Here is a 14,681-nt window from a genome sequence, read left to right as displayed (position 1 = left end):
GTATATATCGAAACTAAAACCAATGACCATGATTTCACTGACCGTAAACCAAAAAACGTATCAGCTTGATGTTGATCCGGAAATGCCCCTGCTATGGGCCCTGAGAGAAGTTATAGGTTTGACCGGCACAAAGTTCGGTTGCGGCGTTGCGCAATGCGGTGCATGCGTGGTTCATCTGAACGGTGAGGCAATAAGATCATGTGTCACCAAATGTGATCGGGCGAACCACCAGAATATTACAACTATCGAAGGTCTTTCCATGGATAACAGTCACCCCCTGCAATTGGCATGGAATGAGGAAAATGTTCCTCAATGTGGCTATTGTCACTCGGGACAGATTATGTCCGCCGCGGTACTGCTCCGTGAAAACCCCAATCCGACTGATCGCGACATTGATGATGCCATGGCGGGAAACATATGCAGGTGCGGTACTTATCCAAGGATCAGGAAGGCTATACACCTTGCAGCAAAATTAAATGGTGGGAAGGGCAATGAAAAATGAAGTACGAAAATCAAAAAACGGGTTATGAAAAAACGTTAATCCTGTTCGTGATCTCCTTAGCCATCACCTTTATGGCTTTGGGCTTAAATGTAGCAAAGACGCCATCTATTTCTAAGATCCCAACAAAAATTATAAAAGATAGCCTTGCTTCTGTAACCGCATTTAAGAAGGTTTATCGCGTATTAATGAGTCCGCGTTGCATGAATTGTCATCCCGCAGGGGATATTCCCCTTCAAGGTGATGACAGCCATCTGCATACCATGTCGCCAAAACGCGGATCTGAAGGTAAAGGGCTCTATGCGATGAAATGCGCAAATTGTCACCAGCCCGGTAATTCTCCAGGCCTTCATACACCCCCCGGAAATCCTAACTGGCATTTGCCACCTGCAAACATGAAGATGATATTTCAGGGCCGTTCCCCAGACCAGCTTGCCAGGCAGATTGTCGATAAGAAACAAAACGGCCATAAAAACCTTCAGCAATTAATTGAACATGCCGATGATGGGTTGGTATTATCGGCATGGAACCCGGGAGAAGGAAGAACAAAACCGCCCTTAAGCCATTCGGAGTTTAAAAGAGCCTGGATAGAGTGGTTAAACAAGGGTGGCTACGCACCTAAAAAATTATAATACATGTTGGGGTAGTTTTTCGCACCAGGTACCAGGAGAATACTAACCTGCAATTAATTCCAATTGCAGGTTAGTTGCTGCTTAGCGGATACCTTTGGTAATCCTGGAAGCATCTTCCACAACGGGGTAATCTGTTATTATCAGGCTTTTTAAAAATGGCAATTGTCCAACCTGCTCAATAATCTCAGAAGCCATAAATGCTTCCATATCCGCTTTGGTTTCCCAAACATAGAAACTTGCAAACTTTTGATCAAAATCAGCCATCCATACTTTTGAATATAGGCCTTTAGCTGCTGCAACCGGGGCTGCAAAAGGATCGGTAAATTGTGCGACGTAATCTTCCTGGTTTGGAAGGTCAATCACGTAGGTGAAAATTTGTGCGTGCATGACTAAAAATTAAACCGGTTCACTATTGAACCACATGGCAAAAGTCCAAATTTAACCCCACCTCTAAAATCCCTCAAATAGGGAGGACAGCATCCCCGATTTGGGTGAATTCTCGAGAATCAAAATCGTGAAAATCATTCATGAGCTCAGTTTTATGCATGCTGTATGCGTAAGTCAGGCGGAAATGTGTTGCCGTACGCTAACCAAAAAAATGCATCTGCAATAGAAAATTTCCCTGTACGATATTAACTCTGGTTAATATTTCCTGCTGATTTGTCTGGTAATTTTGAAAAAATAAACAGCATGACCACATTAAGTATAGGAGACCCTATAGAAGATTTTACTTTGCGCGATCAATATGGAAAGATATTCAGGAGTAGAGACTATTGTGGAAAGAAAATAGTAATTTTTTTTTATCCAAAGGATGACAGTGTATTCTGCACCAGGCAAGCCTGTGCTTTTCGCGACAGCTTTCCAGAATTTACGCAATCAGGTGTGATTGTGGTGGGGATAAATTTTGGCGAAATTAGTAGCCATGCTCATTTCGCAGCTGATAACAAGTTGCCTTTTATTCTGCTCAGCGACATTGGTAATATGGTGTTAAAAAGTTTTGGAGTTAAAAATTCACATATTTTTAGTGGTCGGGAAACCTTTCTTATTGATGAAGAGGGCATCGTCCGCTATAAATACCGGGCATTCTTTGACAGTACGGGCCATGCCGAAAAAATGCTTGCATTTCTTCAGTCTGTCACTATAAATAGTGTTAATTAGTCATCTTCATACTTCTTCCTCAAAGGCGTGCTTCTAAAGGTCAAACTCATAGTGCTCAAATCATTGAAATTCATAATCGATTCTTTGGATTTGCCAACTTTAAGCGGGTTTTTAATCTGAAATTTATCACTGAAATCATACATCCCCCATATAGGTGATTCCCCTGTAATACCAGCAATGTTAATTTCGCACCAAACGTAACCATTAGTATTTACTACCTAACAATCACTTAAATGAACACAGCCAAGTTATCAAATAGACCTCAACATACCTTTCCCATCGCGGCCATCGTACTGGCTTCGCTAGGCTATTTTGTTGATATTTATGATCTCCTTCTTTTTAGTATTGTTCGCCTGCCAAGCCTTAAGTCTCTAGGATTAACCGGTGAGCATGCAACAACATCAGGTATTTTTCTGCTCAACATTCAGATGGCCGGACTGATGATAGGCGGAGTTTTTTGGGGCATTCTGGGAGATAAGAAAGGGCGACTGACGGTTCTGATGTCTTCGATTCTGATTTATTCCCTGGCCAATATTGCAAACGGCTTTGTAACCTCTGTTGAACAATATGCCTTTTTCCGCTTCATTGCCGGCTTTGGTTTGGCTGGTGAATTGGGCGCGGGGGTAACATTGGTGGTAGAGCTCATGCCAAAAGAAAAGCGTGGATACGCAACCACCGTTATCGCCGGAGTCGGAATCAGCGGAGCGGTAGCCGCACACTTTATGGCGCAGGTATTTGACTGGCGTACAGCGTTCATAACAGGGGGAATTCTGGGACTTTGCCTATTGATATTAAGGGTTAGGGTTGCTGAATCCGGAATGTTCAACCAGGCAAAGTCAACCGGGCAACACCTGGGTAAGTTTATCTCGCTGTTCAGTGAGCGTAGGCGATTTTTAAAATACCTGAAATGTATCCTGCTTGGTCTTCCATTATGGTTTGGTGTTGGAATACTGATCACCTTATCGCCTGAATTTGGAAAATCGCTAGGCGTTCATGGGACTGTAAATGCAGGCCTGGCCATAGCTTGTTGCTATGGGGGAACCGTAGTCGGTGATGTGGTAAGCGGAATGCTAAGCCAGTATCTTAAAAGCCGTGTAAAAGCAGTATTTGTATTTCTGTCCTTAACCGCAATTGCGATATTCCTATACCTCACATTACAGGATCTTAGTCTGTTGGGTTTTTATGCGGTATGCACGTTTTTTGGCTTTGCCGCAGGATACTGGGTACTTTTTCTGACCATTGCCGCCGAACAGTTCGGGACAAATATCCGCGCAACCGTTACCACGACTGTTCCAAACTTCGTAAGGGGCGCTGTTATACCACTTTCTTTTCTATTTCAATACCTGAAAGGTTTGCTGGGCGGATCACTGATTCTCGCAGGAGCTATCGTAGGCCTAATCACCCTCGTCATCGCCTTTTGGGCATTGAGCAGAACAACCGAAACATTCGCCGCAGATATCGATTATATTGAGAAATAGCGCAATCATACCTTAAAAAAACATACATATAAACTTTCTTGAAATGGAAAACAAAGTAGAAACAAAAATTATCGATGGATTCCCATATGTGTCCTATTCTAAGCCTTTCGTCGATCATAAAGAGATGCTAACAAAAAGTCAGGAATTTCTGAGCTGGATAGATCAGCGACGTACAATTCGGGATTTTTCAGACCAATGGGTTCCCAAAACGGTAATCGAACAGCTGATTCTTGCAGCCTCAACAGCGCCATCAGGCGCTCATAAGCAGCCCTGGGTTTTTTGTGCCGTATCAGACCCGGTGGTTAAAAAACAAATCAGGCAGGCTGCAGAAAAGGAGGAGTTTGAAAACTATCAAAGCCGGATGCCGGAAAAATGGCTGGAAGCATTAAAACCATTTGGTACTGACTGGCATAAACCTTTTCTGGAGACCGCGCCCTGGCTTATTATAGCATTCAAGAAATCCTATGATATCGGAAAGGATAACGAAAAGATAAATAATTATTATGTCAACGAATCAGTTGGCTTGGCCTGTGGATTTCTGATGGCAGCCATTCACAATGCCGGACTTGCGACTTTGCCACACACACCAAGTCCAATGAATTTTTTATCCAAAGTACTTCAAAGACCGGAAAACGAAAAACCGTTTTTGTTACTCCCGATAGGTTATCCGGCAATGGACTGTTTCGTTCCTGATCTGAAAAGGAAAACGCTCGGTGAAGTTTCTGCTTTCTATGATCAGCCTGAGTTGGATGCTGTTCAATAATTTAAGGCTAAATGCCAAGGAGCAGACAGAGTAAAGAAAGTGTAAGGTATATAAAACAGATAACATGAGCATTAGACTAGCCATATTTGATGATAACAAGAATATTCGCGACAGCATTATCAGGCTGCTATCAACGGATCCCATATTCGAAATTGTTGGAAGTTTTGAAAATGCGATGGATTGCGTGGAGCAGGTTCGCATTTCAAGGCCTGATATTGTATTAATGGATATCGAGATGCCCGGTTTGAATGGGATCGAGGCAATTAGAGTCCTGACAATGGAGTTTCCCCTTGTTCAGGTGCTTATTCAAACAGTTTTTGAGGATGATGAGCGCATCTTTGATGCAATTTCCGTTGGAGCATCCGGATATATTCTAAAAAACCGCTTAAATAGTTCGCTGATAGATTCCATCAAAGACCTGCGGGCCGGCGGGGCACCAATGAGTCCCTCAATCGCCCGGAAAGTGCTTACAAGACTACAATATGATTATCGTAACAAGCGCTCGGTGACAAACGAAGAATACAATCTTACTGCAAGAGAAAAAGAAGTGCTCTCTGCAATTGTAAACGGATTGAGCCATAAAATGATTGGTTATGAATTAAATATAAGCTATGAAACAGTAAGAAGCCATATCAAAAAAATTTATGAAAAACTGCATGTCGCATCCCTTACCGAAGTTGTAGCCAAAGCAATTCATCAGAATATCGTTTAACATAGCCACCAATCCTCAATGGACCATTATTAGGTGATGATCAAGCCCCCAGCAATTTTTGCATGGGGGCATACTTGATTTAGCTTTGGCTTCCCTCTGTTCCCAGCGCCCAATATCTCATCGCCCAATTTTAGTGCTAGCAATCATAAACCGCTGCATCGCCTGTTTCGCATTTTCAGATAGAGTTAGGCTTATGCCCGTCATCAGGCGTTCCAACATTCGGTATAAGTTTAGCAAATCCACTAGGATATTGCTACAACTAGCAATCTGTTATTACCTTCGCCCATTGGAGCTATCGCGTGAGGCGTATTTACCGCAGTGAAATAATCGACACCAGGTTTCATACCACAATTTCCATAGAGGTGTAAATGGTGATCTCACCTTCCAGCGTATAGACATGTTCTGAATATTTGGTGTGTTCATGCATGGGAGTTTCCATCCCTCTTTGCATAGTTCCCTCAACCATGTCATATGTTCCGGCAGTCTTTTGCTCATCTGCATGGATACTTAAATGTGCCCCGAAAAGCCAATGGTTTTTGTTCATACTATTTATTTTCTAGTATTACCCAATATGATAGACCAAGCCAATGTCCTGAGAAACGCTTGGATTTACTCCAACCTAGCGGAATTTTCTAGTGTAAAATGTTGGATTACACCGCTATTAAAAGGGATCCAGCATGTTGCTTTTTCCGATTTATAGATGCTGATGAGTCTTGGATTGAAGACTAGACTGCACCTCCGATAGGGGATGGCCTCACCTTTAAAGGTGATTTTTCGGAGCCTGCAGTGCTGCTACTTTTGGTTTTGTAAAAATGAAACCTATGAATAAAGCGCAAGATTTAAAGCAAAGTGCCCCTACAACTCCGGGCAATAAGAAACTCCAAGGAAAGTACGACTACATTATTATTGGTGGCGGCTCCGCAGGCTGTGCCTTAACCAGACGCCTGCTGGATACTACAGATGCGACTATCCTTCTGCTCGAAAGCGCCTCTGATGGGGTGAACATTAGCTCGATAACCGATGCAAGGCTCTGGCCACAAAATATCGGCTCAATAGTGGACTACGATCTGCGATACGAGTCTTCAAAGAATACCGGAAATAATCTATTAAACCTGCCGCGTGGTAAGGTGCTTGGCGGCTCGGGGAGCATCAATGGAATGGTATGGGCCCGAGGTCATCAGGATGATTATAACGGATGGGCAAATATGGGAAACCAAGGATGGGACTTTCAATCAGTGCTGCCTTTCTTCAAAAAAATTGAGGACTGGGAAGATGGTGAGAGTGACTTCCATGGTGCAGGCGGACCAGTAAGGATTGAGCGGACCAACCCTTCACATATCGTGTCGGAGAGATTGATTAATGCCGCCCAATCTTTCGGTATGCCGTTTCTGAAAGATACTAACGGTCGATCACCTGAAGGGGTGGGGCAGATGGTGGCAAATATCAGCGAAGGTAAACGATGCAGTCCTTTTAATGGTTATCTCGAGCCAGTCCTAAACAACGAAAGGCTTACGGTGCTTACTAATGCCAAGGTAAATAAAATAGAAATTACAGGCGACCGCTGCACCGGCGTAGAATTTAACTGGTTCAAAAACAGAATAATAGTCAAGGCAGGGACAGAAGTGGTTCTGTCCGCCGGGGCTATTGAATCACCAAAGTTGCTAATGCTTTCTGGTATCGGTCCCTGGCAAGAGCTTAAGGCACTTGGCATAAGCCCAAAACTCGATCTAAACGGCGTAGGAAAGAACCTGCATGATCATGTGCTTTTGCAAGGGTTGGTTTTTGAAGCCAAGGTTCCGTTAGGAGCGGTGAATAACAATCTTTCGGGCGCTGTGGCCTATTGGAAAAGTAATCTGAAACTTAGCCGCCCCGACCTCATGCTATTAAGCGGGCAAGTCCCGTTTGTATCACAGGCCATTGCTGCAAAAACTACCTTCCCCCTTAACTGCTTTAGTATTGCACCTGCCCTGATACAGGTTAAAAGCCGAGGGATACTGAAACTGAAGTCTTCCAACGCGGATGCTCCACTGCATATTGATGCAAACCTTTTGGGTGAGAAAGCGGACTTTGAGGCACTCGTGAATTCTGTTGAGATTGCACTTGAGCTCGCCTCACAGCCTGAAATGGCTGAGCTGATTAAAAAAATACATGTTAAAGTGAAAAACAAAAAGGAAATCGCAGAATTTATAAAGGACGCAGCAGGCAGCTATGCCCATCCGGTCGGGACCTGCAGCATGGGTACAGATAAAGACGCAGTAGTGAACCCAAAGCTACAAGTTCACGGAATCCGTGGCTTGCGCATTGTAGATGCTTCCATAATGCCGGTTATTCCAGCAGCCAATACCAATGCACCCACACTCATGATTGCTGAATATGCTGCCAAACTCATAGCTGCGCAAGCGCAATAATTAGGTGATCATCACTAACCACATCTAGTTTCACATGAGTTGTATTTACAGGGAACAGCAAATACGCAGGTCAGGCTCCTGGATTCACCAACTGTCTCAACACCAAGCATATCACCGATTTAGGTGATATGCTGTCGTAATCAATCTGCTTAATATTGCACCATAAATTAAGTTAATCCTGATTATAAAAAAAATAGAAATATGTGGTCAACAAAAGATATAACAGATCAATCCGGTAAAACCGTGATCATTACAGGCGCAAACAGTGGTATTGGTTTTGAAACTGCTAAAGCTCTATATGAAAAAGGTGCACATGTAATTCTAGCATGCCGAGATATTACCAAAGCCCAGTCCGCTATTGCCGAAATTGAAAAACAACCTAAATCTGGGAAGCTCGAAGCCGCACAGCTTGATTTGTCAAGCCTATCATCCGTATCCCGCTTTGCTGAGGGTATTAAGGAAAAAGCTATACCTCTTCACCTGCTCATCAATAATGCCGGCATAATGAATCCGCCCCTTTCCTATACGGCCGAAGGTTACGAATCTCAGTATGGAGTAAATTTTTTAGGACACTTTGCGCTGACCGCTCACCTTTACCCCCTGCTCGCTCAGCATGAGAAGTCCCGCATTGTAACGGTGACGAGCCTAGCCTATACTTACGGTGGCATCGATTTCGATAATCTTAAATCCGAAAAATCATATGACCCCTTCCGGGAGTATTGTCAAAGCAAACTTGCAGATCTGTTATTCTCATTAGAATTACAACGCAGAATTTCGACTCAAGGCGACCGAGTCCTATCCGTTGCCGCTCATCCCGGAGTCACCAAAAGTGACCTCTCACGACATATGAGCGCCGAAGAGTTAAATGGTTTTGCAGCGCAATTGGGGCCATCCATGGAGGTTGATCAAGGTGCATTATCGATTTTATACGCATCAGTGTCACCGGATGTAGTTGGAGGTGGATTTTATGGGCCTGACGCAGACGGAGGGTTGAGGGGCTATCCAGCTCCGGCTTCCATAGAAGATGTTGCAACGGATGAGACACTAGCCAGAAAGTTGTGGAAGTCAGCTCAAACGGCCAGTGAATTATACCTTCCTGTGCTGCTTCAAATTTAATTAAATATTTTGCGCATTTGAGCAACAACTTTAGTGGCAAAGAGTCTTTTAGTTTCTCACCAACAATCTGCTAAGGTGGTATCCCCAGGCGTTGGTTAGGGAAAGGCTTAGGGGAATATTCCAAGGTTTTTAAAGGCCGCAAGGCCATAGATTGTCTTTTATGCAAAGCCAAACTTTTCAAAATTTAAATCACCTCACCAAGTGCCTTGGTCAAACTTATTTTTTTTCAAACATGAAAGAGATCTTAGATCTGCAAAAAAGCCTTTTCGATTCCAATATTACCAAGTCCCCGACATTCAGGGTAGCACAGTTGAAGAAGCTCAAGCGTGTTCTCAAGGATCATGAACCTGAACTTCTTAATGCCGTACATAAAGATTTTATGAAAGGACAGTTCAATACCTTTCTTACCGAGTTTTCAGGATTATACCTGGAACTTGATAGTTACATTAAGAATGTGCCAAAATGGTCGAAGTCAGAACGAGCGAAGACAAACCTGTTAAATTTGCCTGCAAAAAGCTACCTCATACCTGAACCGCTCGGGGTTTGCCTGATCATCGGCGCGTGGAATTATCCCGTTAGCTTAAGCCTTGCTCCGGTTCTTGCTGCCATTGCCGCTGGAAATACAGTAATACTCAAGCCCAGTGAAATTACCAATCATACCAGTGCCGTGATTGCGAAGATGATCCGGTCTAATTTTGATCCCTCTTTTTTTGCCGTTGTTCAGGGCGGTGTCCAAGAGACAACCGATCTGCTTGCGCAGCACTATGATAAAATTTTTTTTACCGGAAGTGTTGCTGTTGGAAAGATCGTTTATCAGGCAGCTGCCCGCCACTTAACTCCGGTAACCCTTGAACTTGGCGGGAAAAGCCCTGCAATCGTAGCACCAGATGCTAATCTCAACATCATTGTTAAGAGGTTGGTGTGGGGCAAATTTCTGAATGCCGGTCAAACCTGTATCGCTCCTGATTATGTATATGTTCACAAAAGCATAGAAGATCAGTTTTTAGCACGACTTTCAAAGGAGATTGACCATGCCCAATTTGCACTGGAAAAGGATAACTATGCACAAATCATAACCACCAGCCATTTGGAGCGCCTGATCAGACTTATTGACGAACAAAAACTATTTAAGGGTGGTAGGTATGATATGCCTTCAAGGTTTATGGAGCCTACTGTATTGACAGGTGTCACGCACAGTGATAAAGTAATGGAAGATGAAATATTCGGCCCCATCTTTCCCATTCTTACTTACAACAATATCGAGGAGGTAATCAGTTTTGTAAAATCCCGTCCAAAACCACTTGCATTGTATCTTTTTACAGAAAGCAATTCGCTGAGAAAAAAAGTATTAACTGAAGTATCCTTCGGCGGCGGTGCGGTCAATGAAGTGATACTCCAGTTTGCAAATGAAAATCTGCCCTTTGGAGGTGTAGGACAAAGCGGAATGGGCGCTTACCACGGTGAAGCGGGCTTTCGTTGCTTCAGTCACTATAAAAGCATACTTCAAAAGCCAACCTGGTTTGAACCGACATTGAAATATTACCCCTATAAACGCTGGAAAGAAAGCCTGTTAAAAAACATTCTCCGCTTTTCCTGAAGGGTATGGCGCATGAGCACCGTTTCCGCATGAGTTAGAATCATTCATGGTATCAAATAATGTATTTCCTGTGATCGGTTATAACGCATTACAAGTTGCCACAAATCTGTTATGAAAACAAAAAAAATAGACGGCACATTATTCGTCTCGCAGCCGGCTGAAAATGATGACAGGCAAAATTATCACATACATCCGCCCGGTCACCACCAATGCTCAATTGTTGGGAAAACTGATGAACTTTCCGCAGCTCAAATGCTTCAAATGCTTGAAGAAAATTTAGTGCCGGGCGTCGATCATTTGAATATCTTTTCCTTCTGGATACTTTTTGGCTAAAATTTAAGCATTGGATCCTGACCTAACCAATTATCATGAGGGAGCTTATTGAGGGGGATTCAAGCTTTGTAATTCATAAGGACACCTTTGTTATTGCTTATCCCAGAGCGGCTGGTTTGCAGAACTTTACTAGAGGTTTTCCTTCAAAGCAGAATTAGAACGGAATCTTCCTATACAGGTTTCGAACGTGTTTTCGTGAATCAATATTAAAGAATAAAAAAATGAATTTTAAATTAAAAAAACTGGTTTTCCTTTCCCTTATGGTTATCCTGGGTAATCCGCTAATGAGTGCTATCGCTCAAGTAACCGGGCAGACTGTTACTAAACACTCAAAAACAATAGTATTTGTAACCGGAGCGTTTGTTCACCACACTGTGTGGGATAATTGGAAAACTTATTTTGAAGAATTAGGGTATCAGGTTATCGTGCCCCCGAGTCTTTACAAAAATTCGACTGTGGAACAGCTTCGTCTAGACCCCAACAAGCCCTTATCCGAGGCTTCCCTTGGCCAGGTGATTAATCATTATGAAAAGATCATTCGAGGCTTAGAAGAAAAACCAATCCTTATCGGACACTCTCTGGGTGGGCTGATTGTTCAGAACCTGCTCTCCAAGAACGTAGCTAAAGGCGGTGTAGTTATTCATTCACTACCACCAAGAGGCATAATAACTTTGAAGTATTCGTTTTTAAAGTCGGTGTTCAGACCCCTGGGCTACCTTACAAAAAGGAACAACAATTATATGATGTCCCTGAAGCATTGGAGTTACACCTTTACAAATGGAATGTCTGTCTCTGAGCAGCAGGACTCCTATAACAAATTTGTAATTCCTGAATCAAAAAGGGTTGCCAGGGGTGCGTTAACAAAGGATGCGAAAATTGATTATAAAAAGCCTCATGCACCGCTACTCATCCTCTCGGGCAGCCAAGATCATATTATACCAGCGAGGTTGAATTACAAAAACTATAAAAAATATAAGTCCAAAGAATACATTGTAGATTATAAAGAGATGCCTCTACACAACCATTTTGTGTTGGGGCAGGAAGGCTGGCAAGAGGAAGCTAAATACATCCAAAACTGGATTGAGACCAACCAATCGAAATTCTGGTAGCCGTTCCCGTGTTACCAGATGATATACTGCCCCTGAAATGATCGGCTCAAATGCTCAGCGTGGCCCAATGAACTCTCTCCCGAAATGCCAGCGCGTTGAGCAGTTAACCTTGATCAATGCTTTAACATGATCGAAGGAAAAATATGTATAATGATGGCTTTAAAATAGTGGTCCTATCCTGTGATTATTCTGGTTTTAAGAAGCGAGGTGTTCTTAAGTGATTTATTTTCATAGAAACATACGTATTTTAATAAATTGGGATTGGATTCAGTTGTTGTCAGCTCATGCTGGTATAAATGAAAAGGTTAATTCCTAACACCATTCAATGCCTCTATTGATCGTGTGAGAAATAGGTCTGTTTTGTATTCATTAACGATCTGGTTAGTGGGAATATAGATATTGGTGAGATTCTGCCCATTTTAGGTGATTGTAGTTGTACCAGATCCAAAGCAATTTTGGCCTAAGAAATTACATTAATCAATATGAAAAATTTATTAAAGCAATCGATAGGCCTTGCCCTACTTGCATGGACACTAAGCAGCTGTGACAAAAATGGAGATCAGCAACCCACTTTCGAAAACCGGGATATTGAAGTTACCGCTGCGGCAGGGGATAGCAGCGCAATTATTTCCAAGCTCAATCAATTTCGTAGCCATGCCGGACCTACATTGAATACCGTCCCAGTGGGGGCAGTGAATGGTCGCAGAGAAATTAACTGGGACGGAGTTTCCGACGATTTTATCAGTCCGCGTTTATTCCCGACAAACTTCTTCAATAGTATCGACCCATCAGCCCCAGATGCCCGAAAACGCGGATTGGTTTTTGCACCCAATGATGCGGCATTATTAGTCAGCGACAAAAGTTTTGCGGAAATCGACACAGCCTTCAGAAGGCAATTTGCCCAATTTAGCAAAAACAAGTTATTTAGCCCGAAAGGAACCACCACAAGCGAAATACGCTTTATGGTACCAGGAACCAATACTCCCGCTTACGTGACTTCCTTTGGCCTTATCTTCTCCGACGTTGACAATACAGACGCTACTGTTGTCGCAATCTATGACGGGTCTAAGCTTATCGGTGTAGTCAAAGCCCAGGCTGCAGACAAAAAGTTCTCCTTCATTGGTTTGCATACACACAAGCTGAGAATTACCCGAGTGCGGATCATTTCAGGGAATTCAGTTCTGGCCTCTGGCGTCCGCGATGGCGCATCAAATGACATCGTTGTCATGGACGATTTTATTTATAATGAACCTGTCGCCATAAAATAATTTTTTATCTCTTAAATCAAGTAAACATGTTCAAGACTAATTTTTTAAAAACATTTAGATTGCTTTCTATTGGTTCTGTTTTATTCATTATCGCATCGTGTAGTAAAAACGAAGGTACTAACGAGCAAGTTCCGGCGATAAGTTACGGTGAGTTTGTAGCTGTCGGTAATGGTAAAGCGCGCACATACATATCCAAAAATAGAGATGGTAGCGTTAAACAAGTCGGTTTTACATTCACCGAAGATGCGCTTGATGGGTTGCCTGCTCAAAATGCAGAGTTTTCACTTCCGATGCCCGCAGATAATCAAAGCCTAATCAAGCACATTTCATTTGATTATTCGGTTTTAGGACATGGCCCAGAGCATGTTTACGATGTTCCTCATTTCGATATACATTACTACATGATCACCGAACGCGAAAGAAATGAAATAACCTTGGAGGACCCAAAAATTGATATCTTACCTCCGGCTGCCTCTATACCTAAGAATTATATACCTGGTCCGAATCAGGCTAAAATGGGGAAACACTGGTTTGATACAACATCACATGAATACCATGGAAAAGACTTCACTTCGACCTTTATCTATGGATCTTACAATGGAAAATTTATCTTCATGGAGCCCATGATCGCCATTGATTACCTGAAGCAAAAGCTTAACGTAGATTTACCGGTAGCAAAGCTGGGCACAATTTCAGAAACGGGCTTATATCCACAAACCTATTCCATTTTGTGGGAAAAAGAACGTCGGGAGTATACCATCGCCCTCACTAACCTAGTGCTGCGCCAGTAGAGAATAAAAAGTATTTGAGCAGCGCTGTCCCTCCCAATTGGTGAAACGGTGCTGCTCTTAATTCTTAAAGATCGTTCACTCGTTTATATTTGAGAAAAATTACCTGTAGCGGAAGGTGAATGTATGGCTCCAAGTTTAACGGCCATATTGGTTAAATCCTTTCTTCCTGTAAACTTATCGACTGACCAGGTGAAGTTTATGATAAATTTCCTTGACATGGCTTTTCAATAGCTCAGGACTCGTTTTCAACTTTTCGGCGATGGTTGTAACACTTAGACCAATAAGAAGTTGACCCAGAACTTCGCGGTCTCGATCGCCCAGGTGTTTATCACTCGAAGGATGTTCTTTGACCTGGAGAGGGCGGTGGTATATATTGAGAATTTCACGGGCAACCCAGGACATCATCGTTGCGCCCCCTAAATAGGTTTCCCTGATGGCCTCTCCGACATTTGAGAGCATGTTTTTTAAAACATAACATGTGGCGCCAGCTTTCAATGACGCGAAAATTTTGTCTTCGTCCTCAAAAACGGTCTGAATGATGATGTCTATTTCCGGAAACTCTTTTTTAATTTTTTTCACCGCCTCAATACCGTTAACCTGCGGCATCTCAATATCAATCAAAACAATATCAGGCTGACAGGACAACACCTTCTCCACGCAGTTGACCGCATCGGAAAATGATCCGACAATCTCGAAGTCGGCCTCGATTTTGAGTAACAGGATGATACTGTTCCTGATATTTTTGTTGTCATCGAAAATGGCTATGCGTATGCTCATGGTTTAAACTCGACCCTACTAAGCGGAAAGGTTAATTTAA

The 14,681-nt window shown here is 42.9% G+C and carries 16 protein-coding genes; 13 read left to right on the top strand and 3 right to left on the bottom strand.

The annotated features are described in order from the left end of the window. Positions 1 to 28: 28 nt before the first annotated feature. Together ASE74_RS04985 and ASE74_RS04980 are read left to right on the top strand one after the other, a co-directional pair. The gene (locus tag ASE74_RS04985) at positions 29 to 502 is read left to right on the top strand and encodes a (2Fe-2S)-binding protein (protein ID WP_055905162.1); all 474 of its coding nucleotides are present in this window, start codon (positions 29 to 31) and stop codon (positions 500 to 502) included. Continuing rightward, positions 499 to 1,131 (top strand): hypothetical protein, encoded by a 633-nt coding sequence (locus tag ASE74_RS04980; RefSeq protein WP_055905066.1) that lies wholly within the window; start codon positions 499 to 501, stop codon positions 1,129 to 1,131. The genes ASE74_RS04985 and ASE74_RS04980 overlap by 4 nt, the downstream gene beginning before the upstream one ends. Positions 1,132 to 1,212: 81 nt before the next feature. Here the strand turns inward: ASE74_RS04980 and ASE74_RS04975 are convergent, their stop codons facing one another. After that, positions 1,213 to 1,518, bottom strand: a complete 306-nt coding sequence (locus ASE74_RS04975; protein ID WP_055905063.1) for a YdhR family protein — start codon at positions 1,516 to 1,518, stop codon at positions 1,213 to 1,215. A gap of 303 nt (positions 1,519 to 1,821) precedes the next feature. Between ASE74_RS04975 and ASE74_RS04970 the strand changes: the two genes are divergently transcribed. The 4 genes from ASE74_RS04970 (at position 1,822) to ASE74_RS04955 (ending at position 5,242) form a co-directional block, all read left to right on the top strand. After that, a complete protein-coding gene (locus ASE74_RS04970) occupies positions 1,822 to 2,289 on the top strand; it encodes a peroxiredoxin (protein WP_200912265.1) in 468 nt (155 codons plus the stop codon). A gap of 233 nt (positions 2,290 to 2,522) precedes the next feature. After that, on the top strand, positions 2,523 to 3,767 hold the full coding sequence (locus ASE74_RS04965; protein WP_055905060.1) for an MFS transporter: 1,245 nt from the start codon (positions 2,523 to 2,525) through the stop codon (positions 3,765 to 3,767). Between the two features lie 43 nt (positions 3,768 to 3,810). Beyond that, entirely contained in the window at positions 3,811 to 4,530 is a 720-nt protein-coding gene (locus tag ASE74_RS04960; protein WP_055905057.1) for a nitroreductase family protein, read from the top strand. A 64-nt stretch (positions 4,531 to 4,594) separates the two neighbouring features. Further along, the gene (locus ASE74_RS04955) at positions 4,595 to 5,242 is read left to right on the top strand and encodes a response regulator transcription factor (protein WP_055905054.1); all 648 of its coding nucleotides are present in this window, start codon (positions 4,595 to 4,597) and stop codon (positions 5,240 to 5,242) included. Positions 5,243 to 5,582: 340 nt separating this feature from the next. On the opposite strand, the gene ASE74_RS04950 is transcribed toward ASE74_RS04955, so the two are convergent. After that, positions 5,583 to 5,786 carry a hypothetical protein gene (locus ASE74_RS04950; protein ID WP_055905052.1) on the bottom strand — a complete coding sequence of 68 codons (204 nt, stop codon included), beginning with the start codon at positions 5,784 to 5,786 and terminating at the stop codon, positions 5,583 to 5,585. 277 nt (positions 5,787 to 6,063) lie between these two features. Between ASE74_RS04950 and ASE74_RS04945 the strand changes: the two genes are divergently transcribed. The 7 genes from ASE74_RS04945 to ASE74_RS04915 all read left to right on the top strand — a co-directional run bounded on the left by ASE74_RS04945 (position 6,064) and on the right by ASE74_RS04915 (position 13,864). Then, positions 6,064 to 7,650, top strand: coding sequence for a GMC family oxidoreductase (locus tag ASE74_RS04945; protein ID WP_082458653.1), 1,587 nt, complete (start codon positions 6,064 to 6,066; stop codon positions 7,648 to 7,650). Positions 7,651 to 7,851: 201 nt separating this feature from the next. Continuing rightward, on the top strand, positions 7,852 to 8,766 hold the full coding sequence (locus tag ASE74_RS04940) for an oxidoreductase (RefSeq protein ID WP_055905046.1): 915 nt from the start codon (positions 7,852 to 7,854) through the stop codon (positions 8,764 to 8,766). A 232-nt stretch (positions 8,767 to 8,998) separates the two neighbouring features. After that, positions 8,999 to 10,363: an aldehyde dehydrogenase gene (locus ASE74_RS04935; protein WP_055905155.1), complete on the top strand. Its 1,365-nt coding sequence runs from the start codon at positions 8,999 to 9,001 to the stop codon at positions 10,361 to 10,363. A gap of 111 nt (positions 10,364 to 10,474) precedes the next feature. After that, on the top strand, positions 10,475 to 10,696 hold the full coding sequence (locus ASE74_RS04930) for a hypothetical protein (protein WP_055905043.1): 222 nt from the start codon (positions 10,475 to 10,477) through the stop codon (positions 10,694 to 10,696). A 221-nt stretch (positions 10,697 to 10,917) separates the two neighbouring features. Next, a complete protein-coding gene (locus tag ASE74_RS04925) occupies positions 10,918 to 11,805 on the top strand; it encodes an alpha/beta hydrolase (protein ID WP_200912264.1) in 888 nt (295 codons plus the stop codon). 482 nt (positions 11,806 to 12,287) lie between these two features. Then, on the top strand, positions 12,288 to 13,073 hold the full coding sequence (locus tag ASE74_RS04920; protein ID WP_055905039.1) for a hypothetical protein: 786 nt from the start codon (positions 12,288 to 12,290) through the stop codon (positions 13,071 to 13,073). Between the two features lie 26 nt (positions 13,074 to 13,099). Continuing rightward, on the top strand, positions 13,100 to 13,864 hold the full coding sequence (locus ASE74_RS04915) for a DUF5602 domain-containing protein (protein WP_055905037.1): 765 nt from the start codon (positions 13,100 to 13,102) through the stop codon (positions 13,862 to 13,864). A gap of 174 nt (positions 13,865 to 14,038) precedes the next feature. Here ASE74_RS04915 and ASE74_RS04910 read toward each other — a convergent pair whose 3' ends face one another. Continuing rightward, positions 14,039 to 14,641 carry a response regulator transcription factor gene (locus ASE74_RS04910; RefSeq protein WP_055905034.1) on the bottom strand — a complete coding sequence of 201 codons (603 nt, stop codon included), beginning with the start codon at positions 14,639 to 14,641 and terminating at the stop codon, positions 14,039 to 14,041. Between the last annotated feature and the right edge of the window lie 40 nt (positions 14,642 to 14,681).

The organism is Pedobacter sp. Leaf216 (genome assembly GCF_001421515.1).
In the GTDB taxonomy this organism is placed as follows: Bacteria; Bacteroidota; Bacteroidia; order Sphingobacteriales; family Sphingobacteriaceae; genus Pedobacter.
The sequence above is the reverse complement of the archived record's forward strand: the minus strand, read 5'-3'. Positions and strand labels throughout refer to the sequence as shown.